This is a genomic window from Streptomyces sp. NPDC016562, assembly GCF_043076955.1.
Taxonomy (GTDB): Bacteria; Actinomycetota; Actinomycetes; order Streptomycetales; family Streptomycetaceae; genus Streptomyces.
The window spans coordinates 392,836-411,380 of the sequence record NZ_JBIBRZ010000005.1 but is presented as its reverse complement, the minus strand read 5'-3'; the positions used below and the strand labels follow the sequence as shown (position 1 = coordinate 411,380).

Sequence of the window (18,545 nt, the reverse complement as noted above, 5' to 3'; positions counted from 1 at the left end):
CTGGATTTGCCCGGCGGGCTGGGAGTGCTGGGCGGGCTGGATTAGCCCGCCGCACTGGAGGGGCTGGAGGGGCTGGATTTGCCCGGCGGGCTGTAGGTGCCTTTGAACCAGGCCGTGGCTGCTTGGGTGTGGAGGGGGAAGGCCAGGGTCGTGGGGGTGTGGAGGATGTGCCAGCCCGTGGTTTCGGCCGTGGGGTGGGGTGGGGGGAGGGTGGCGGCCGGGCGGGGTGGGAGGAGGCCGAAGAGGAGGAGGTGGCCCGCCGGGGAGCTCAGGGCGTCGGCCAGGGTGACGTCCTCGGCCTCGGCGGTGATGCCGGTCTCCTCGCGGAGCTCGCGGACGACCGCCTCGCGCCAGTCCTCGCCGAAGTCGATGAAGCCGCCGGGCAGGGCGACGCCGCCGAGGGCCGGTTCGATGGTGCGGGTGATGACGACCAGGCCCGTGCCGTCCGCGTCCTCGACGGGGAGGAGGGCGACGGCCACCGGGAGCGGGTTGCGGTAGGCGGTCGCGCCGCAGGAGGTGCAGGTGCGGGGCCAGGTGGTCGTACCGTACGGGGCTCCGCAGGTGGAGCAGTGCGCGTCCTTCAGCTGTGCCGGCATCCCGCGATGGTATGCCAAGGCCCATGGCGATGACGGTGGTTGTGGGAGTGCTCGCGGTGCTGGCCGGCGGGGCGGCGCCGCCCGGGTTCGTGGCGCTGCGCGAGGTGGATCCCAGCGTCCGGCAGGACATGCGGTACGCCGGTGCGCGGAATTTCACCGGCGGGGTCGTGGACGGCTACGAGGAGCCGGTGTGCCTGCTCGCCCGGCCCGCCGCCGAGGCGTTGCGGCGGGCCCAGCGGCGGCTGCTCCGGCAGGGGTATTCCCTGCGGGTGTACGACTGCTACCGGCCGCAGCGGGCGGTCGACCGGTTCGTGCGGTGGGCCCGGGGCGAGGACGGCCCCGACGACCGGGAGGCGAAGGCCGAGTTCTATCCGCACGTGGAGCGGAGCCGGCTGATCCCGGACGGGTACATCGCCGCGAAGTCCGGGCACAGCCGTGGGAGCACGCTCGACGTGACCCTGGAGGATCTCTCGGGCCGCGAAGTCGACATGGGGACGCGGTTCGACTTCTTCGATCCGCTGTCGCACACCGACGATCCGCGGGTCACGGGCGCCGCCCGCACCAACCGGCAGCTGCTCAAGGGGGTTCTGGCCGAGGAGGGCTTCGGGAATCTGCCCGAGGAGTGGTGGCACTTCACGTACAGGCCGGAGGCGTACCCGGACACGTATTTCGACTTCCCGGTCGCTGTCGCCTCCGTCCGGCCGTGAGTACCGTGCCCGCATGACGTTCAGCTCATACGAGGAATTCTGGCCGTACTACGTCGCGATGCACTCGCGCGCCGCCACGCGCTGGATCCATCTCGCGGGCACCCTCACCGGTCTGGCCCTGACCGGTTACGGGCTGGCGCGCGGCCGCAGGCGCTACCTCGCCGCCCTTCCCCTCGTCGGGTACGGGACGGCCTGGCCCGCGCACTTCCTCATCGAGGGGAACAACCCGGCCAGCTTCGGCCATCCGGCGTGGTCCCTGCGGGGGGACGCGCAGATGATCCGGATGATGCTGGCCGGGCGGGACGCGGAGTTGGGCGAGATCGCGCGGAAGTGGCTCGCCGAGAACGGGTGACCGGGCCGTCCGCCCGTGTCAGACTTCTGACGGATCGTCAGTTCTGTGGCATGGGAGGGGTCTTGGCACGCACACGTACACCCGTGGTGAGCGGGTGGTTCACCGAGGACGCGTCGGGCGGCGGCCTCCGGCTGCTCGGAACGCGGTGCTCGGCCTGCACCGCGGTGTTCTTCCCGCGCGAGGACGCGTACTGCCGCAATCCGCACTGCCCGGGCGACGGCGAGCTCGCCGAGGTGCCGCTGTCCCCGCGGGGCCGGGTCTGGTCCTACACCGACGGGCGCTACCGGCCGCCGGCGCCGTACGTGTCGGACCCGGACGCGCCCTGGGAGCCGTACACCCTGGTCGCCGTGGAGCTGCAGGCCGAGGGGATGGTCGTGCTCGGGCAGGCGGCGCCCGGGGTCGGCGTCGCCGATCTCGCGGTCGGGATGGAGGTCGAGGTGGTGGGCGGCGTGCTGAACGAGGACGCCGACGGCGCGACGACCTGGACCACCTGGCAGTTCAAGCCGGTGGGAGGGGCCCGGTGAGCGCCGACGTCGCCGTCCTCGGGGCCGCCATGCACCCGTGGGGCAAGTGGGGCCGCAGCTTCGTCACGTACGGGCGGGCCGCGGCGCGGGCGGCGCTCGCCGACGCCGGGCTGGACTGGACGGACGTGCAGTCGATCGTCGGCGCGGACACCGTGCGCTCCGGATATCCGGGCTACGTGGCCGGCGCCACCTTCGCGCGGGCGCTCGGCTGGCAGGGCGCCCGGGTGACCAGCGTGTACGCGGCCTGCGCGTCGGGGGCCCAGGCGATCGGGGCGGCGCGGGCGCAGATCCTCGCGGGTCTGGCCGACGCGGTCCTCGTGGTCGGCGCGGACGCCGCCCCCAAGGGGTTCTTCGCACCGGCGGGAGGCGACCGGCCGGACGACCCGGACTGGCTGCGCTTCCGTGTGCTGGGCGCGACGAACCCGGCCTACTTCGCCCTCTACGCGCGCCGCCGGATGGCCGTGTACGGGGACACCCCGGAGGACTTCGCGCAGGTCAAGGTGAAGAACGCGGCGGCCGGCGCGCTCAACCCGCTGGCCCGCTACCGGCGCCGCGTCACCATCGAGGAGGTCGCGGCCTCGGCGGTGGTCGCCGATCCGCTCCGGCTGCTCGACATCTGCGCGACCTCCGACGGGGGCGCGGCGCTGGTGCTCACCAGCATGGACTTCGCCCGGTCGCGGGGGGTGGCCGATCCGGTGCGCATCCGGGCCGTGTCGACGGTGACGCCCACCTATCCGCGGACCGTGCTGGACCTGCCGGACATCGCCACCGACTCGGCGGTGGCCGCGCCGCCGGCGGCCGGATCGTTCCGGTCCTCGATCGCGCGCGCGGCGTACGAGGAGGCGGGGATCGGTCCGGAGGACCTCTCCCTCGCCGAGGTGTACGACCTGTCGACCGCTCTGGAGCTGGAGTGGTACGAGGACATCGGGCTGTGCGCGCCGGGCGAGGGGGCCAAGCTCCTGCGCGAGGGCGCCACCGCCCTCGGCGGCCGGATCCCGGTCAACACCAGCGGCGGGCTGGCCTCCTTCGGGGAGGCGGTGCCGGCGCAGGCCATCGCGCAGGTCTGCGAGCTGACCTGGCAGTTGCGCGGGGTGGCCGGGGACCGGCAGGTGCCGGGGGCCCGGGTCGGCGTCACCGCCAACCAGGGGCTGTTCGGGCACGGGTCGGCCGTCGTCGCCGTGCGCTGAACAGCTCGTGCCGTCCGAACGCTTGACGGCCCACGACGGCAGGTTCACACTCGCTCCACGGTCCCGCGCCGCGAGCGGGACTGCCAACCCCCCAAGAGAGCTGCGGCCCGTACCCCAGTCGGCGGGGGTACGGGCCGCCTCCGTGTCAGGTCTCGGCCGTCGGGCGGCCTCCGCATCGGGCCTCCGCTGTGGCCGCCGCCGTCAGGCCTCCGCCGTCAGCCCTCCGCCGTCAGGCCCAGGCGCCGTTCGCGGGCCAGGGACATCGCGTGCTCCACGACCCCCACCAGCACGTCCTTCACGGATTCCCGGTCCCGCGCGTCGCACAGCAGGACCGGTACCCCGGGATCGAGGTCGAGGGCCGCCCGTACGGTGACCACGGGGTGGCGGTCCGCGCCGTCGAAGCAGTTGACCGCGACCACGAAGGGGATCCCCCGCCGCTCGAAGTAGTCGACGGCCGCGAAGCAGTCGGCGAGGCGGCGGGTGTCCGCGAGGACCACGGCGCCGAGCGAACCCTGGGCCAGCTCGTCCCACAGGAACCAGAAGCGGTCCTGCCCGGGAGTGCCGAACAGGTACAGCACCAGGTCCTCGCGGAGCGTGATGCGCCCGAAGTCCATGGCCACGGTCGTGGTGCTCTTGCCCTCCACTCCCCCGGTGTCGTCGATGCCGACGCCCGGCTCGGAGAGCGGTTCCTCCGTCCGCAGCGGTCTGATCTCGCTCACCGCACTCACCAGGGTGGTCTTGCCCACCCCGAAGCCGCCCGCGACCAGGATCTTCAAGGTCAGCGGTTCGACCGGCGACACCGCGTGCAGGGCACCGGTGCGGCTATAGCGCCCGAAGGCCATCGATCACCTCACGCAGAATGGATTCGTCGGGCAGTTCGGCCGGGGGCACCGGCCGGGTCACATGGACCAGTTCCTCATCGACCAGGTCGCCGATCAGGACGCGTACGACCCCGACCGCGAGGTCGAGGTCGGCCGCGAGTTCGGCGACCGACTGCGGCCGGTCCCGGCACAGCCCGAGGATCTGGGCGTGTTCCGGGGAGAGGGTCAGGTCCCAGACCGGATCGTCGGCCGCCGATTCCGCGACGACGAGCGCGATCAGGTCGAGTCGGTGCTGTCCCGCGTGGCTGGTCCGGCCGCGGGTCATCGCGTACGGGCGGACGACGGGACCCGCTTCGTCGTCGAACCAGTGCGCGTGGTCAGGAGTGGGGGCGGACGGATCGGCTGGGATGCCGTCGGGATGGCCCTGGCCTGGGTCGTTCATGCCGTCCGACTCACCCTCCGGCGGGCAGCCCGGTCCGCGGGGCGGTCGCCAGGTGGTCGCCCACGCGCTTGACCATCAGCGTCATCTCGTACGCGACCTGCCCGACGTCGGAGTCCGAGTCGGCCAGTACGGCGAGGCAGCTCCCGTCGCCCGCGGCCATGACGAAGAGGAAGGCCTCGTCGAGCTCGACCACGGTCTGGCGGACGCGGCCGGAGTCGAAGTGGCGGCCGACGCCCTTGGCCAGGCTGTGGAAGCCCGACGACACCGCCGCCAGGTGCTCGCTGTCCTCACGGGTCAGGTCCTTGGAACTGCCGGTGGGCAGGCCGTCGCCGGAGAGGACGACCGCCTTGCGGATGGAGCCGACCCGGTCGACGAGCTCGTCGAGGAGCCAGTTGAGCGGGCCGGAGCCGCGGCCCCTGCTGTCGTTGCCGGTCTGCGGTGCGGTCATCGACCGTCCCCCTCGTTCTCGGATCCGGGACCGTCGGCGGCGGATGTGCCTGCCTCGGCCCCGGACTGCTGTGCGTGCTGGTTGCGCCCCGCCGTCCAGCCACGCTGGAGTGCGGACATGCGCGTGCGTACGTCTTCCGCGTCGCGGTCGGACGCCTGGTCGGCGGCGGCCTCGGCGGGTGCGGGCGACGGGGTCTTCTTGAGCTGGGGTGCCAGGCTCGCCTGCCGGACCCGGCGGGGAAGCCCCCCGGGGCCGGCCGCGAGGTCCGCGTCCCCGGACCCGGACCCGGCCGCGGAGGCGGGGTCGGGAGCGGGCGGCGGTACCACCGAGACCGGGCGGGGCTCCACCCGGCGGCCGTGGTCGGCGACCAGGGTCGGGGTGGGGCGGCGGCGGGGCAGCGGGACGGTTCCCGCGGAGCGGGGGCCGTCGGGGCGCAGGGTTTCCAGGCGCTGCGCCTCCAGTCGCTGGGCCTCCAGCCGGACCGGGCCGGTGGGGGCCAGCGGGTCGCGGTCGCGGCCACGGTCGCCCGTACGGGCGCTGCCGCGCTCGGCCGCGTGCCGGTCGCCGTGCGGCCGGTCGGTGTGCGGCCGGTCCGCAGGGCGCAGGCCCAGCAGGGCGCTGCGCGGGATGCCGTTGGGCGGGGTCTCGTCGTCGAGCGTGGCCATGGCCGGGCGGCCCGCGGCGCCGGTGCGGCCGTTGACGCCGGTGGCGGGATCGCCGAGGACCACGGGGTCGTCCAGGCCGTCCAGCGCGTCCAGGGCGCCGGCGAGCGGGGCCTCCAGCTCGACGGGGCCGCGCAGTTCGGCGACGGGCAGTGGCCGGGCCGGGGCGCGCTCCACGGCGGCGGGCGAGTGCCGCCGGTGCGGCGCCTTGCCGGCCGGGGCGGGGCGTGCGCCCCGGGCGAGCCGGGCGGGCTCGGAGCCGTGGACGCCCTGGGCGCCGTGAGCGCCGTGAGCGCCGTCCAGCCGCACGCCCGTGCCGTTGGTGTCGGGGGCGTCGGTCAGCAGGGCCACCGGGAGGAAGACCACCGCGGTGGTGCCGCCGTACGGGCTGTGCTGGAGGGCGACCTTGACGCCGTGGCGCCGCGCGAGGCGGCTGACGACGAACAGGCCGAGGCGGTCGGTGTCGGAGAGCTCGAACTCGGGGTTCTCCGCGAGCCGCAGGTTCGCGTCGAGCAGCGCCTCGGGGGTCATGCCGAGGCCGCGGTCGTGGATCTCCAGGGTGAAGCCGTTGGCCACCCGTTCGCCGTGCACCTGGACCGCGGTGTGCGGCGGCGAGAACACGGTGGCGTTCTCCAGGAGTTCGGCGATCAGGTGGGTGATGTCGGCGACGGCGGGCCCGACGATGCCGAGGCGGGCCAGCCGGCGCACCTCGATGCGCTCGTAGTCCTCGACCTCGGCGACGGCGGCCCGTACGACGTCCATCAGCTGGACGGGCTTGCGCCACTGGCGGGAGGGCGCCGCGCCGGAGAGGATCACCAGGCCTTCGGCGTGGCGGCGCATGCGGGTGGTCATGTGGTCGAGGCGGAAGAGGTCGGCCAGCTCCTCGGTGTCCTCGGTACGGCGTTCCATGGTGTCGAGGAGGGTCAACTGCCGGTGCAGCAGGACCTGGTTGCGGCGGGCGAGGTTGACGAACACCTCGGAGACGCCGCGCCGCAGGTCGGCCTGTTTGACGGCGGCCTCGACGGCGGCGCGCTGGAGGGTGTTGAGGGCCTGGCCGACCTGGCCGACCTCGTCCTTCTCGTACTCCAGGTGGGGCGCCTCGGTCTCCACGTCCACGTGCTCGCCGGCGGCGAGGCGGCGCATCACGCCGGGCAGCCGGACGCCGGAGACCTCGTGGGCCTCCTTGCGCAGCCGGGACAGGTCGCGGACCAGGCCGCGGCCGATGCGTACGGACAGGACCACGGAGACGACCAGGGCGATGAAGCCGAGGACGCCGGCGACGGCGGCCTGGATCATGACGTCCGTGGCGACCGGCTCGATGCGCTCCTGGTAGCGGTCGCCGGCCTCGGTGTTCATGGCCGCGAGGTCTTCGAGGACCTTGACGGCGGCCTCGTCCCACTGGGCGGCGGTGACGCTGCGCGGCTTGTTGACCGCGCCGCCCGCGATGAACCGCTCCTCGGCGTCGCGCAGGGGCTTGCTCTCGGGGTCCTTCCAGTACTGCTCGAAGCGCTGGCGGTCGTCGGCGGGAAGGGTCACGAGGTTGAACTCGTAGAGCAGGGTGCGGTTGGCGGCGAAGTCGGAGACGCGGCGGACGTCGGGCGCGGTGACGTTGCGCGCCGCGAGGGCCGAGGCGACGACGGCGTCCTCGCGCGAGAGCAGTTCGCGGGCGCGGCTGATGCCGACGAGCGCGCGGCCCTCCTTGTCGACCTCCACGTTGTCCAGGCCGTGGAGGTTCATCAGGAAGTCGTAGCAGGGGTCGACGAGGCGGTTGTAGAGGTCCAGGGCCTGGCCGGGGTCGAGGGCGTTCTGGTCGACCGACTGGCGCATGGCGCCGATGCCGTGGAAGGCGGCGACGATCGAGCGCAGGCGCCGCACGCTCTGCGCGCTCATCTCGTCGAGGACCTTGGGGTCGCGGGCGCTCTCGCTGATCTCCTGGAGGGCCCGGTCGGTTTCGGTGCGCCGCTTGGCCAGGTCGGCGGTGGCGGTGGCGGCCCGGGGGTCGCCGAGGACGACGAGGGTCTGGCGGCGTTCCTTCTGGATGACGCGGACGACGTCCTCGACGGGGTAGCCGACCTTGTCGATGATGTAGGCGACGTCGAAGAGCTGGATGGCCTCGCGACCGGTGATGACGGTGGCGAAGCCCCAGAGCGCGGTCAGGGAGACGAGCGGCACAAGGAGCAACGCCACGATCTTCCGGCGGATGGACTTCCCGCGAAAGCGCATGGCCTCCCCAGCCTCCCCCAGGTCAACCCCGTTACCGGGGGTCGGTGTTCCGTCATTTAAACGGCGTGAGCCTACTACTGCCGTGGGAAAGGTTCGAAGGCGTGTCCGGACGTTTTCGGCCGGACAGTTGAACGAAGATCACGAGTTGTCCGTTACTTCCGGTCAAGAGCGGACCGATATGTGACTGATGACACTTGATGAGGCATCAGTTCCCGCATCCTGATGGATGGCTGGAATTATTCGTTCCGCGATCATCGGGGTCGTGGGGGCATTTCCCGGTTCGGGAATCTCTCGACGGCGCCGGACGTCTGTCTGTGTGACGGAACTGCCTGTGTGACGGGGCTGCCTGTTCGACGGGGCGCGTCTGGGTAGACGTGAAGGGTAGGCATGGCGGACCGCGCGGTGGGGAGTGAGCGGACCATGAGCACGTACGAGAACGGCGGCGCCGGTGGTTCCCGGCGGGGACTGTGGGTGGAGGAGCCCGCGCGGCGCCGCCGCATGCCCGATCCGGTGCGGACGGCCGCGGTCCGGGCGGTGTTGATCGTGTCCGTCACGCTGATCCAGGCGACGGTGGCGTTCTTCCTGACCCTGACCGGCTCCTGGCTGGCCTTTCCGATGGTGCTCGGCGCGGTCGCGGGGACGATCGTGGCCACGTGGGGCGTGCTCGACGTGTTGATCACCCGGCAGACGTGGAACCAGCGCTACGGGGTCCTGTCCGAGCCGAGCAGCACGGCGCGCGCCCGCCACCGGGAGGCCCGCCGGGCCGCCCGCTCCACCCGGTCGGCCCGGGCCGCGCGCGAGCCCGGCTCGGGCCGAATATCCCGGGAGGACGGCCCCCTGGCGGCCTTCGGCCGCCGGTGACCGCCCCCGTCAGGACGCGGGAGCGGTAGCGGGAGCCGAGGCGGTGGCGGTGGCGTTGCGGCGGAACATGCGGGTGGCCGTGATCTCGCCGTGGATGGTCTCCTCCTGCGGGGACTGCTGCGGCAGACCCGGGCGAAGGTGTTCCTCCACGCTGATGTACTTCAGCCCGGCGCGCAGGTCCGCGTCGTTGCGCAGGCGGATCACCAAGGGGAACTCGGCGAGGGCCGTCGTGTCGAACAGGCCGGTCGTGTAGAGCAGTTGGACGCCGAGCGCGTCGGAGACCGCCCGCTGGAGCTCCAGCAGGTAGGTGGCGTTCGCGCGGCCGATCGGATTGTCCAGGAACAGCGTGCCCGCGTGCCGGTGCTTGTCGCGGCCGCGGTCGTTGCTGCGCAGCGCCGCCATCGTGCAGTACAGCGCGATCGCGGCGGTCAGCAGCTGTCCGCCGGAGAACACGTCGCCCATCTGTCCCACCGGCACCCGCTCGGCGCGCAGCACGGCGTCGGGCTTGAGGATCTCCACGGAGATGCCCTTGGGTTCGAGCGCCGCCTGGACTCCACGGAGCAGCAGGGACATGCCGTCGCGGCGGCCCTCGCCGAAGGAGGCGGCGCTGTTCTTCTTCAGGGCGGTGCGGGTGGCCTCGTCGATGACCTCGCCGAGCCGCTCGGTGAGGGTCGCCTGGTCGGGCTCCTCGAAGCGGATCCGCAGGAACTCCTGGCCCGACCACTCCCCCAGGCCTTCCGGCAGCTGGGAGAGCCGCTGCGCGGAGCGGAGCGTGGCCAGGGCCGACTCGACGAGGCCGCGCAGCCGGTCGACGATGCTGTCGCGGTTGCGCTCCAGCTGGGCGAGCTCGTCGGTGAGGACGCGCAGCCGGGGGGCGAAGGCCGTGGCCCAGGCCGCCGCGTGCTCGGGCAGCGCGGAGGCGGGCAGTTCGCGGATCTGCTGGCGCGCGGGGGTGCGTACCTGCTCGTAGCGGCTCGCGTTGGCGTGCCGCACCAGGGTGTCGCCGGCCTCGCGCACCGCGGCCTCGGCGGCCGAGAGGTCGGCGGCGCAGGCGCGCAGGGAGCGGCGGGCCTCGGTGGCCGACTGGCGGGCCTCCTCCAGGGTGCCCGGGTGGGCCACCGGCTCCTGCTCGTCGTCGGCGTGGGCGTGGTCGCGCAGCAGGTCCCGCAACAGGGCCGCGGTCTCCTCGAAGCCGCCCGCCCCGTCCTCGGCGGTGCGGTGGGCGCGCAGCAGGTCCGCGTGGGCGGCCCGGGCGCTCTCCACGGCCGCGGTGTGGGCGGCGAGCTGGGCGGTGGCGGTACGCAGCAGGGCCTGCGCGTGGTCCACGTCCTCGGGGACCATCTCCTCGGGCAGCTCGGTGTGCGCCTCCCCCTCGGCGGGGGCGTGCCGTTCGGCCTCGCCGCGCAGCCGGCCGAGCTGCTCACTCGCGGCGGACGCGCGGGTCTCCAGCATCTGTACGAGGGACTCGGCGCGGGCGGCCGCGGCCTGCCGGGAGGGGCCGTCGGCGCCGTCGGTGCCTTCGAGGAGCTGGGCGGCGCGGGTGCGGACCTTGTTGGTCAGGCGGTCGAGCTCGGCGAGCGCGGCGCTCTCGTCGCTCTCGGCGCGGGCCTGTTCGGCGCGCAGGTCGGCGCCGACGCCGACCTTCTCGTAGAGCTGCGAGGCGGCGCGGTAGGCCTCGCGGAGGTCGGGCAGGGGCACGCGCGGGCCCCGGCCGTCGTCTTCGGGCAGCTGGTCGGGGGCCCCGGCGACCTCGGCGCGTTCGGCGCGCAGGGCGCGGGCCGTGCGGCGGGCGTCGTCGGCGGCGCGCTGGGCGGCGCGGCGGTCCTCGTCGGCGGCGCGGGCCCGGTCCAGGCAGGCCTCGGCGCGGGCCTCGGACTCGGCGGCCTCGTCGGCCAGTTCGCGCAGCCGGGCCTGCCAGCCGGCGCGCTCGCGCAGGCGGAAGGCGAGGCCGGCGAGGGCGTCGGCGACCCGGCGGGCACGCTGGGCGGTGTCCTGGCGCTCCTCGCGGACGCGGGCGGCGTCGGCGGCAGCCTCGTCGGCCTCGGCGCGCACGGTACGGGCCTCCGCGAGCTCGGCGTCGGCCTCCTCGGCGAACGTACGGGCCGCCGAGGCCTGCTGGGCGAGTTCGGTGAGGCGGCCGGGCGGGCAGCCGGTGCGCCACGAGCCGAGGCGGGCGGCGAGCTCACGGTCCCCCGCGAGGCGGGCGGCCAGGTCCCGGATCTCGGTGTCGCGGGCGCTCGCGCGGCTGCGCAGGGCCTGGCGCTCCTCGTCGGCGGCGTGCTCGTCGTGCATGGCCGGGTTCGGCGGTACGAGGAACACCGCGTCGTCGTCGGTCTGCGGGACGGGGGCCAGCAGGGCGGCGGCGGTGCCGACGGCGACGGTGGAGCGCGGCAGCAGGGCGGCGGCGCCGAGCACGTCGCGGGCCCGGCTGTGGGTGTCGGGGTCGGTGATGACGACGCCGTCGACGAGTTCGGGGCGGGCGGCGAGGACGGCGGCGTGGTCGGCGGGGTCCACGGACTGCGCGAGGTAGCGCCAGCCGGGCAGGGCGGGGATGCCGTGTTCGCCGAGGTACTCGACGGTGGCGAGGACGTCGGGGCCGGGCGGCAGCAGGCCGCCGTCGCCGAGCGCGCCCAGGATGCGGGCGTCGTCGGCGGCCGCGGTGCGCAGCTCGAACAGCTGCCGTTCGGCCGCGGCGACTCCGTCGGTCAGCAGCCGGTGGAGGTCCTCCGCGTTGCGGTCGAGGTCCTCGGCCGTGAGCCGTCCGCCGGTGGCGGGAGGTCCCGCCTGCGGGTCCGCGCCCGGCGCGGGACGGCCGCCGGGGGCTCCGGCGCGGGGGCCGGGGATCCGGGCGTCCGCGGCGTCCTGGGCGTCCGGCAGGCCCAGGAGCGCGGCGAGGCGGGGGGAGGCGGCGAGGGAGGCGGCGGCCCGGTGTTCCGCGTCGTGGGCGGCCTCGGCCGCGTCCGCGGCGTCGGCCGCGCGGGCGGCGGTCAGTTCGGCGCGGGATTCCGCGGCGGCGGCCTCGCGGGCGGCGTCGGCGGCGGCGCGGGCGGCCTCGCGGGACTCGTCCCAGGCGGCCACCGCGGTCTTCTCGGCGTCGGTGGCGGCGAGGGCGGCGCGGGCCGGGTCGGCGTCGGGCGCGGAGTCGTCGAGCCAGCCGGCGCGGACGGCCTCGGCGGTCTCCTGCTGGACCTCGGCGAGGCGCGAGCGCAGGTGTTCGGCCTCGCTGCGGGCCCGCTGGGCGGCCGTCGCGGCGGCGGTGGCGTCCCGGTGGGCGGCCTCGCCGGAGGCCTGGAGGGCGGCGGAACGCTCCTCCTCCTCGTTGGCGAGCCGCTCGCCGTGTTCGGCGGCGGTGTGCAGGGCCCGTACGAGCTCACCCGCGGCGGTGGCGCGCGCGGCCAGCGCCGGGGCGGCGTCCCGCTCGGCCTCCAGGATCGCGGCGGCGACGCGGGAGGAGCGGTCGGCGGCGGCGCGGTGGCGCAGCACGATCTCGGCGGCCTGCCACGCGGAGTGCAGGGTGCGGGCTTCGAGCAGTTCGCGGCGCTGCGCGGCGGCGGCCTTGTCCGCGACGGCCAGGGCCAGCGAGGCGTGCCGGTAGGCGAGTTCGGCGGAGACGGCGGCGCTGCGGGCCCGCGCGGACTCGGCGGCGGTGACCTCGTGGGCGGCGGCGGTGACCCGCTGGGCGAGGTCGGCGGCGCGGCCGCGGTCCTCGGTGGCGCGGGCGGACAGCCGGCGGGCGAGGGTGCGGGTACGGCGTTCCGCGCCCGCGTGGACGTCGCGCAGCCGCGAACGGGTCGCGGCGGCCTCGACGATGCGGGTGAGGAGGTCCACCGAGCCGGCGGTGAAGTCCCGTTCCGCCATGAGCTCGGCGCGGCGGCCGAGCTTGTTGCCGAAGCCGTGGACGAGGTCGGCGAGGCCGTCGGTGTCACGGGTGTCGGTGACGGCGCGCAGCAGGAGGTCGGTGAAGTCGGAGTCCTTCTTCACCGCGAAGAGCCCGGCGGCCTCGCCCTCGTCGGCGTTCATCTCGCGCTGGTAGCGGAAGAGTTCGGGGTCGAGGCCGAGCTCGGTGAGGTGCTCGTTCCACCGGTCGTGGATCTCCTCGAAGAAGACCTCCAGGTGCGGGTACGCCTTGCCGGCCTCGGTGAGGGCGTCGCGGAAGCCCTTCATCGTGCGGCGCCGGCCCCGCGCGCCGGAGGCGCCTTCGACGGGCGGGCGCACGGCGGTGGCCTCGGCCACGGGCAGGCTGTCGAGGCTCAGGCCCGGGCCGGGGCGGAAGGAGTACCAGGCCTCGGCGAACTTGCGCGGGTCGTTGGACACCTGGCGGCCGCGCCATTCGCTGACCTTGCCGACGACCACGCACTCGCCGGTCTGGGTGTGCTGCCACTCCAGCGCGACGTGGCCGCAGTCGTCGGCGAGCAGGAACTTGCGCAGCACGCCGGAGCTGGCGCCGCCGAGCGTGTTGCGGTGGCCCGGGAGCATCACCGAGAAGATCAGCTTGAGCAGGACGGACTTGCCGCCGCCGTTCTCCAGGAAGAGCACGCCCGCGGGCGCGGGGCGGCGCGGCGGGCCGGTGGGCTCGTCCTCGAAGAACTCCGCCTGGGCCGGCGCCGGATGGGGCACCGGCTCGCCGACTCCGCGCAGGTCGAGCACGGTGTCGGCGTAGCGCGCACCGGCGGGCCCGATGGAGTAGAGGCGGATCCGGGACAGCTCGTACATGGCGGCGGACTCTCGTGGGGTCTGGGAGCGGACGTGACGGCGTACGGAGGGGCGGCTGGCTCAGGCGTGGAACGGGAGACCCGCGTCGGCGGCCAGGTCCAGGTCGTCGCCCTCGGGCGGCGGCAGGAGGGTGGCGGAGCCGTCGCTGACGGGGACCACGCCGAGTTCCAGGAGCTCGGCCATGGCCGAGCTGCCCGCCATGTCGCGGACCTGGAGCTGGTAGCGGGGGGTGGTGCGGTAGGTGCCGCCGGCCTCGTCGCCGGTGCGCTGGAGGAAACCGGAGTCGGTGAGGAAGGCGGCGGCCTTGCCCACGATGCCGGTGGTGGATCCGGCGAGGCGGCGGGCGTCCTTGGTGGCGCCGGTCGCGCTGCGGCGGGCGTAGACGCGCCAGGCGGCCTCCAGGCCCGGGGTGTCGGAGGCCGGGTCGGTGTTCTCGCCGAGCTCCTCGGCGCGCTCCTCCAGGCGGCGGCAGGTCTGCCGGACGAAGGAGTCGACGCCGTTGACGGTGATGCGGCCGATGTAGCCGTCGTCGGCGAGGTCCTCGGGGCGCGGGAAGGCCAGGGCGGCGACGGCGAGGTGGGCCAGGCCGTGCAGGAACCGGTCGGCGGAGTCGGCGGCGGTGCGGCGGGCGTAGTCGCCCATCCGGACGGCGAAGACGGAGTCCTCGCCGGCGGCGACGGCCATGCCGGCCCGGGGGGACACCTCCAGGACGACGAGGCCGAGGCCGGTGGCGACGGCGTCGGCGAGGCGGCCGAAGGCGGGCTCCTCGCGGTAGCGGCGCAGCAGTTCGGCGTACTCGGCGTCACGGGCGGGGAGCAGCTTGGGCTGGAGCCCGAAGGCGACGAGCCGGGCCGCGTCGGCGGCGTCCGCGGGGGTCACCGCCCCGGCGGCGGCGGGCGCTGCGGGAGCCGACGGCGCGGGCTCGCTCCACGCGGGGTGCTCGGCGTGGTGGTCGCTCACGGGTGCGTCTCCTCGGCGGTACGGGTGGTGCGGGGGGTACGGGCAGTGCGGTTCAGCCTCGCCGGCGTGGCTGGGTTTGAGGAGGCTGGGTCTGACGGGGCTGAACTGGTGGTCACGAGGCCTCCGCCCGGTCGGCGGCCATGCCCGCCGCGTCGAGGAGGGCGGTGCCGACGATGAGGTCCGCGCCGCCGAACTCGTGGTCGTCGAGCTGCGTGCCGTCGTCCACGGCGAAGAGCAGGCGCTCCTCCCCCTGGCGGTAGGCCGTGCCGACGGCCGGGCTCGCCGCGTGGACGGCCAGCAGGGCCACCAGGTACGGCAGGTCCGGGTCGCTGCGGCGGGCCTCGGCGAGGAGTCCGGACAGCCGGCGGGGCGCGTCGTGCGGGAGGTCCAGGAGCTCCATCGCGGCCGCGAGCTGCTCCTCGCTGAAGCGGCTGTCGTCCGGGGTGGCGATCAGGTCCGGCTCGGGCATCTGCGCGCCGAGGTGCTCGCGTTCGACGGGCGGGGTGAGCAGGATCTCGACCAGGTCGGCCACCCGCACCGACACCGGCGTGCGCAGTCCCGCGCCGGAGGCGAAGAAGGCGTCGGTGACCCGGCTCGCCTGCTCCAGGGGAAGCGGCAGCACCGGGGCGACGAGCTGGCCGTACAGGTCGATGCCGGTGCGCTGCGCCGGAGCGGCGAAGGCCTGGCGGTCCTGCTCGGCGCGGAACAGCGGGCCCGCGTCCAGCAGCCGGGACTGGAGCTGGGTGTGCCGGCGGATGCAGTCCTTGACGATGTCGACGAGCTCGGCGGCGCGCCGCTTGTTCTCCGGCTCCTCCGCCTCGTCGCGCGCCTTGCGGATGTTGGTGAGGATCGCGTTCTCGTGCCGGTAGCGGTCGGCGACGTGGTCGAGGGCCTCGGCGATCATGTCCGGGACGGCCTGGAGCCAGTCCACCGCCCGCACGTTGCGCCGCGTGGCGTCCAGCGTGCGGCGCAGGGTCTCGGCGTACTGGACGGTCCGGTAGCGGGCCTGTTCGGCCGCGAGCTGGGCGTCGGCCAGCCGCCCGCGGCTGATCAGCACCTCCAGCTTGACCTCGGCGGCGATCTGGGCGCTGGTCACGTCGGTGTCGAGGGCGCCGACGAGGACGTTGACGGCCTCGTCGGTGGTGCGCAGGTAGACCGCGCCGCCGTAGCCGGGGACCTCTTCGATCAGCTTGAAGTCGTAGTCCCGGCGGACGTAGACCCCGTCCGGGCCGAAGGTGCCGTAGATCGCGCGGAAGCCGCGGTCGACGCTGCCGACGTTGATCAGGTTCTCCAGGACCCAGCGGGCCACCCGCTCGTGCTCGGCCGCCGGACGCGCGGGGGCCTGCGCGGCGACGCGCGGCAGCAGCCTGGCCACTATCTGCTCGTGGTCGGCGCCCGTGTCGAAGTCCATGTTGAGGGTGACCAGGTCGATCGCGGCCAGCGCGACCTCCGCCATCGCGTAGACCCCGTACTCGCCGGCCAGATTGGCCTTGCGGACGTCGAGGTCGTGCAGCGGGGCGGTGCAGGCGAGGGCGCGCAGCCGCCGGGCCAGGCCCTCGTCGGCGGCCGGGCCCGGCGCCGGGGACGGAAGGGTCTTCGCCGGGGCGGGGAGAGTCACGGACAAAGACTAGGCGCTGACCCTGACAACATCCCAAACGCGGGGGTTCGGCCGGATCGTCCCGGGCCCCCTGCTCTACGCTCGGCGCATGGATTCCATGATCGCATCCGCACCCGTGATCGACCTCAACGCCGACCTCGGCGAGGGCTTCGGGCGCTGGACGCTCACCGATGACGAGGCGCTGCTGTCGGTGGTGACGAGCGCCAATGTGGCCTGCGGCTTCCACGCCGGGGACCCGTCCATCATGCGCCGGGTCTGCGAGCTGGCCGCCGAGCGGGGCGTGCGGATCGGCGCCCAGGTGTCCTACCGCGACCTCGCCGGTTTCGGGCGGCGCTCCATGGACGTGCCGGCCGGTGAGCTGGCGGACGAGGTGGCCTACCAGATCGGGGCGCTGGAGGTGTTCGCGCGGGCCGCCGGCTCCCGGGTGTCGTACGTGAAGCCGCACGGCGCGCTGTACAACCGCACCGTGCACGACGCCGACCAGGCGGCCGCCGTGGTCGCGGGCGTCCGGATGGCGGCGGGCGCCGGGGCCACGGGCGGGCTGCCGGTGCTGGGGCTGCCCGGCTCCGTCCTGCTCGCCGCCGCCGGGGCGGCCGGGCTGGCCCCCGTACCGGAGGCCTTCGCCGACCGCGCCTACACCCCGGCCGGGACCCTGGTGCCGCGCGGCGAGCCGGGGGCCGTGCTGCACGAGCCCGACGCCGTGGTCGCGCGGGCCGTCGCGATGGCCGCCCAGGGCGTGGTGACGGCCTCCGACGGCTCGCGGGTGGAGGTGGCCGCGCGCTCGCTGTGCCTGCACGGGGACACCCCGGGGGCCGCCGGCCTCGCGCTGCGGGTCCGCGAGGCCCTGGGCGCCGCCGGGGTGCGGGTGGAGGCCTTCGCGTGAGGACCCTGGTGGTCGGCGACCGGGCGCTGCTCGTCGAGCTGGACTCAGCCGAGCAGGTGGCCGCGCTCCACGCGGAGCTGCTGCGCCGCCGGGAAGCGGGCGAACTGGGGCCCGTACGGGACCTGGTGCCGGCGGCCCGGACCGTACTGCTGGACGGCGTACGCGATCCGGCCGCGCTCGGCGACCGGATCGCGCGGTGGCAGGTGCCCCCGCTCCCGCCGACGCAGGGGCCGCTGGTCACCGTCCCGGTGCGCTACGACGGGCCGGACCTGGCGGAGGTCGCCCGGCTGTGGGGGGTGACCCCGCGGGAGGTGGCCGACATCGTCGGCGGCACGGACTTCCGGGTGGCCTTCTGCGGTTTCGCCCCCGGCTTCGGCTATCTGACGGGGCTCGCGGAGCGCTGGCACCTGCCCCGCCGGGCCACGCCCCGTACGGCCGTCCCGGCGGGCTCGCTGGCCCTGGCCGGGGAGTACGCGGGGGTGTACCCGCGCTCCTCCCCCGGCGGCTGGCAGCTGATCGGCTCCACGGACGCGGTGCTCTGGGACCCGGAGCGGGAACCGGCGGCGCTGTTCGCGCCCGGGGTACGGGTGCGGTTCACGCCGGAGGGCCGGTGAGCGCCCTGCTGGTGGTGCGGCCGGGGGCCCTGACCACCGTCCAGGACCCGGGGCGGCCCGGCCACGCGCACCTGGGCGTGCCGCGCTCGGGGGCGCTGGACACGGCGGCGTACGCACTGGCCAACCGGCTGCTCGGCAATCCGCCTGACGCCGCGGCGCTGGAGACGACCCTCGACGGGGTCGGGCTGCGGGCCCTGGCGGCCACGGTCGTGGCGGTCACGGGCGCGCCCTGTCCCGTACGGGTCTCCGGGCGCCCGGCGGCCTGGGGGGCGCCGGTGTGGCTGCCGGCCGGGGCGGAGCTGGAGGTGGGCCGGGCGGAGTCGGGGCTGCGCAGCTACGTCGCCGTGCGGGGAGGGCTGAGCGTCCCGCCCGTCCTCGGCAGTCGCGCGACGGACCTGCTGTCGGGCCTCGGGCCGCCCGTCCTGTCGGCCGGGACGCTGCTGCCGGTGGGGCCCCCGGGCCCGGATCCGGCGCGCGGGGCGGACGCCTGCGGCCTGCCCGGGCCGCCCGCGGAGCTGGCCCTGCCGCTACGGCTCGGGCCGCGGGCGGACTGGTTCACGCGCGCTTCGCTCGACGGCCTGTGGCGGGCGTCCTTCCGGGTGTCGGCCCTGTCCAACCGCATCGGCCTGCGCACGGAGGCCGGTGCCCCGCTGGTCCGCGGCCGCCGGGAGGAGCTGCCGAGCGAGGGCATGGTGCTGGGCGCGGTCCAGGTCCCGCCGGACGGGCTGCCGGTGGTGTTCCTGGCCGACCACCCGGTGACGGGCGGCTACCCGGTGGTCGGCGTGGTCCCGCCGGGCCCGGCCCTGGACGCGGCGGCCCAGGCCCGTCCCGGCACGCCGGTCAGGTTCCTGCGGGCCCGGTGAAACGTTCCGGGGCGCTGCGGCCAAGTACAGGGTGAGGGGGCCGACGGGGCCCCGACGCAGGGGAGGAACCG

The 18,545-nt window shown here is 75.2% G+C and carries 16 protein-coding genes; 8 read left to right on the top strand and 8 right to left on the bottom strand.

Annotated elements, in window-relative coordinates; genetic code table 11:
• Positions 1-41: 41 nt before the first annotated feature.
• The gene (locus ACF059_RS23615) at positions 42-596 is read right to left on the bottom strand and encodes an NUDIX domain-containing protein (RefSeq protein ID WP_392060299.1); all 555 of its coding nucleotides are present in this window, start codon (positions 594-596) and stop codon (positions 42-44) included.
• Between the two features lie 23 nt (positions 597-619).
• Between ACF059_RS23615 and ACF059_RS23610 the strand changes: the two genes are divergently transcribed.
• From ACF059_RS23610 to ACF059_RS23595, 4 genes are all read left to right on the top strand, one after another.
• Positions 620-1,303: a M15 family metallopeptidase gene (locus ACF059_RS23610; RefSeq protein ID WP_392060296.1), complete on the top strand. Its 684-nt coding sequence runs from the start codon at positions 620-622 to the stop codon at positions 1,301-1,303.
• A 13-nt stretch (positions 1,304-1,316) separates the two neighbouring features.
• Positions 1,317-1,655, top strand: coding sequence for a DUF962 domain-containing protein (locus tag ACF059_RS23605; protein WP_361952075.1), 339 nt, complete (start codon positions 1,317-1,319; stop codon positions 1,653-1,655).
• A gap of 62 nt (positions 1,656-1,717) precedes the next feature.
• On the top strand, positions 1,718-2,179 hold the full coding sequence (locus ACF059_RS23600; protein ID WP_392060293.1) for a Zn-ribbon domain-containing OB-fold protein: 462 nt from the start codon (positions 1,718-1,720) through the stop codon (positions 2,177-2,179).
• Positions 2,176-3,366 (top strand): lipid-transfer protein, encoded by a 1,191-nt coding sequence (locus ACF059_RS23595; protein WP_392060290.1) that lies wholly within the window; start codon positions 2,176-2,178, stop codon positions 3,364-3,366. The genes ACF059_RS23600 and ACF059_RS23595 overlap by 4 nt, the downstream gene beginning before the upstream one ends.
• Positions 3,367-3,581: 215 nt before the next feature.
• On the opposite strand, the gene ACF059_RS23590 is transcribed toward ACF059_RS23595, so the two are convergent.
• The 4 genes from ACF059_RS23590 to ACF059_RS23575 are packed head-to-tail and all read right to left on the bottom strand — an operon-like array spanning position 3,582 to position 7,962.
• Positions 3,582-4,208 (bottom strand): ATP/GTP-binding protein, encoded by a 627-nt coding sequence (locus tag ACF059_RS23590; RefSeq protein WP_392060287.1) that lies wholly within the window; start codon positions 4,206-4,208, stop codon positions 3,582-3,584.
• A complete protein-coding gene (locus ACF059_RS23585; RefSeq protein WP_361952086.1) occupies positions 4,189-4,629 on the bottom strand; it encodes a DUF742 domain-containing protein in 441 nt (146 codons plus the stop codon). The genes ACF059_RS23590 and ACF059_RS23585 overlap by 20 nt, the downstream gene beginning before the upstream one ends.
• A gap of 10 nt (positions 4,630-4,639) precedes the next feature.
• Positions 4,640-5,077, bottom strand: a complete 438-nt coding sequence (locus tag ACF059_RS23580; protein WP_360900949.1) for a roadblock/LC7 domain-containing protein — start codon at positions 5,075-5,077, stop codon at positions 4,640-4,642.
• The gene (locus tag ACF059_RS23575; RefSeq protein ID WP_392060284.1) at positions 5,074-7,962 is read right to left on the bottom strand and encodes a nitrate- and nitrite sensing domain-containing protein; all 2,889 of its coding nucleotides are present in this window, start codon (positions 7,960-7,962) and stop codon (positions 5,074-5,076) included. Before ACF059_RS23575 ends, ACF059_RS23580 begins: the two co-directional genes overlap by 4 nt.
• Positions 7,963-8,382: 420 nt before the next feature.
• Between ACF059_RS23575 and ACF059_RS23570 the strand changes: the two genes are divergently transcribed.
• Entirely contained in the window at positions 8,383-8,823 is a 441-nt protein-coding gene (locus tag ACF059_RS23570; RefSeq protein WP_392060281.1) for a hypothetical protein, read from the top strand.
• A 9-nt stretch (positions 8,824-8,832) separates the two neighbouring features.
• Here the strand turns inward: ACF059_RS23570 and ACF059_RS23565 are convergent, their stop codons facing one another.
• The 3 genes from ACF059_RS23565 to ACF059_RS23555 form a co-directional block, all read right to left on the bottom strand.
• The gene (locus tag ACF059_RS23565; RefSeq protein WP_392060278.1) at positions 8,833-13,536 is read right to left on the bottom strand and encodes a hypothetical protein; all 4,704 of its coding nucleotides are present in this window, start codon (positions 13,534-13,536) and stop codon (positions 8,833-8,835) included.
• Between the two features lie 60 nt (positions 13,537-13,596).
• Positions 13,597-14,496 carry a hypothetical protein gene (locus tag ACF059_RS23560; protein WP_392060275.1) on the bottom strand — a complete coding sequence of 300 codons (900 nt, stop codon included), beginning with the start codon at positions 14,494-14,496 and terminating at the stop codon, positions 13,597-13,599.
• Positions 14,497-14,608: 112 nt separating this feature from the next.
• Positions 14,609-16,114, bottom strand: a complete 1,506-nt coding sequence (locus ACF059_RS23555) for a hypothetical protein (RefSeq protein ID WP_361953346.1) — start codon at positions 16,112-16,114, stop codon at positions 14,609-14,611.
• A gap of 88 nt (positions 16,115-16,202) precedes the next feature.
• Between ACF059_RS23555 and ACF059_RS23550 the strand changes: the two genes are divergently transcribed.
• From ACF059_RS23550 to ACF059_RS23540, 3 genes are read left to right on the top strand one after another with little or no spacing between them, the layout of a single operon-like run.
• Entirely contained in the window at positions 16,203-16,997 is a 795-nt protein-coding gene (locus ACF059_RS23550) for a LamB/YcsF family protein (RefSeq protein ID WP_392060272.1), read from the top strand.
• Entirely contained in the window at positions 16,994-17,611 is a 618-nt protein-coding gene (locus tag ACF059_RS23545; RefSeq protein ID WP_392060269.1) for an allophanate hydrolase subunit 1, read from the top strand. Before ACF059_RS23550 ends, ACF059_RS23545 begins: the two co-directional genes overlap by 4 nt.
• Positions 17,608-18,474, top strand: coding sequence for a biotin-dependent carboxyltransferase family protein (locus tag ACF059_RS23540; protein ID WP_392060266.1), 867 nt, complete (start codon positions 17,608-17,610; stop codon positions 18,472-18,474). Before ACF059_RS23545 ends, ACF059_RS23540 begins: the two co-directional genes overlap by 4 nt.
• Positions 18,475-18,545 lie beyond the last annotated feature (71 nt).

What these genes read in the sequence shown, in the direction of transcription:
- ACF059_RS23585 (WP_361952086.1), bottom strand. Translation starts at nt 4,629, where the DNA reads ATGAACGACCCAGGCCAGGGCCATCCCGACGGCATCCCAGCCGATCCG.
- ACF059_RS23570 (WP_392060281.1), top strand. Translation starts at nt 8,383, where the DNA reads ATGAGCACGTACGAGAACGGCGGCGCCGGTGGTTCCCGGCGGGGACTG.
- ACF059_RS23575 (WP_392060284.1), bottom strand. Translation starts at nt 7,962, where the DNA reads ATGCGCTTTCGCGGGAAGTCCATCCGCCGGAAGATCGTGGCGTTGCTC.
- ACF059_RS23605 (WP_361952075.1), top strand. Translation starts at nt 1,317, where the DNA reads ATGACGTTCAGCTCATACGAGGAATTCTGGCCGTACTACGTCGCGATG.
- ACF059_RS23610 (WP_392060296.1), top strand. Translation starts at nt 620, where the DNA reads ATGGCGATGACGGTGGTTGTGGGAGTGCTCGCGGTGCTGGCCGGCGGG.
- ACF059_RS23580 (WP_360900949.1), bottom strand. Translation starts at nt 5,077, where the DNA reads ATGACCGCACCGCAGACCGGCAACGACAGCAGGGGCCGCGGCTCCGGC.
- ACF059_RS23550 (WP_392060272.1), top strand. Translation starts at nt 16,203, where the DNA reads ATGGATTCCATGATCGCATCCGCACCCGTGATCGACCTCAACGCCGAC.
- ACF059_RS23590 (WP_392060287.1), bottom strand. Translation starts at nt 4,208, where the DNA reads ATGGCCTTCGGGCGCTATAGCCGCACCGGTGCCCTGCACGCGGTGTCG.
- ACF059_RS23615 (WP_392060299.1), bottom strand. Translation starts at nt 596, where the DNA reads ATGCCGGCACAGCTGAAGGACGCGCACTGCTCCACCTGCGGAGCCCCG.
- ACF059_RS23565 (WP_392060278.1), bottom strand. Translation starts at nt 13,536, where the DNA reads ATGTACGAGCTGTCCCGGATCCGCCTCTACTCCATCGGGCCCGCCGGT.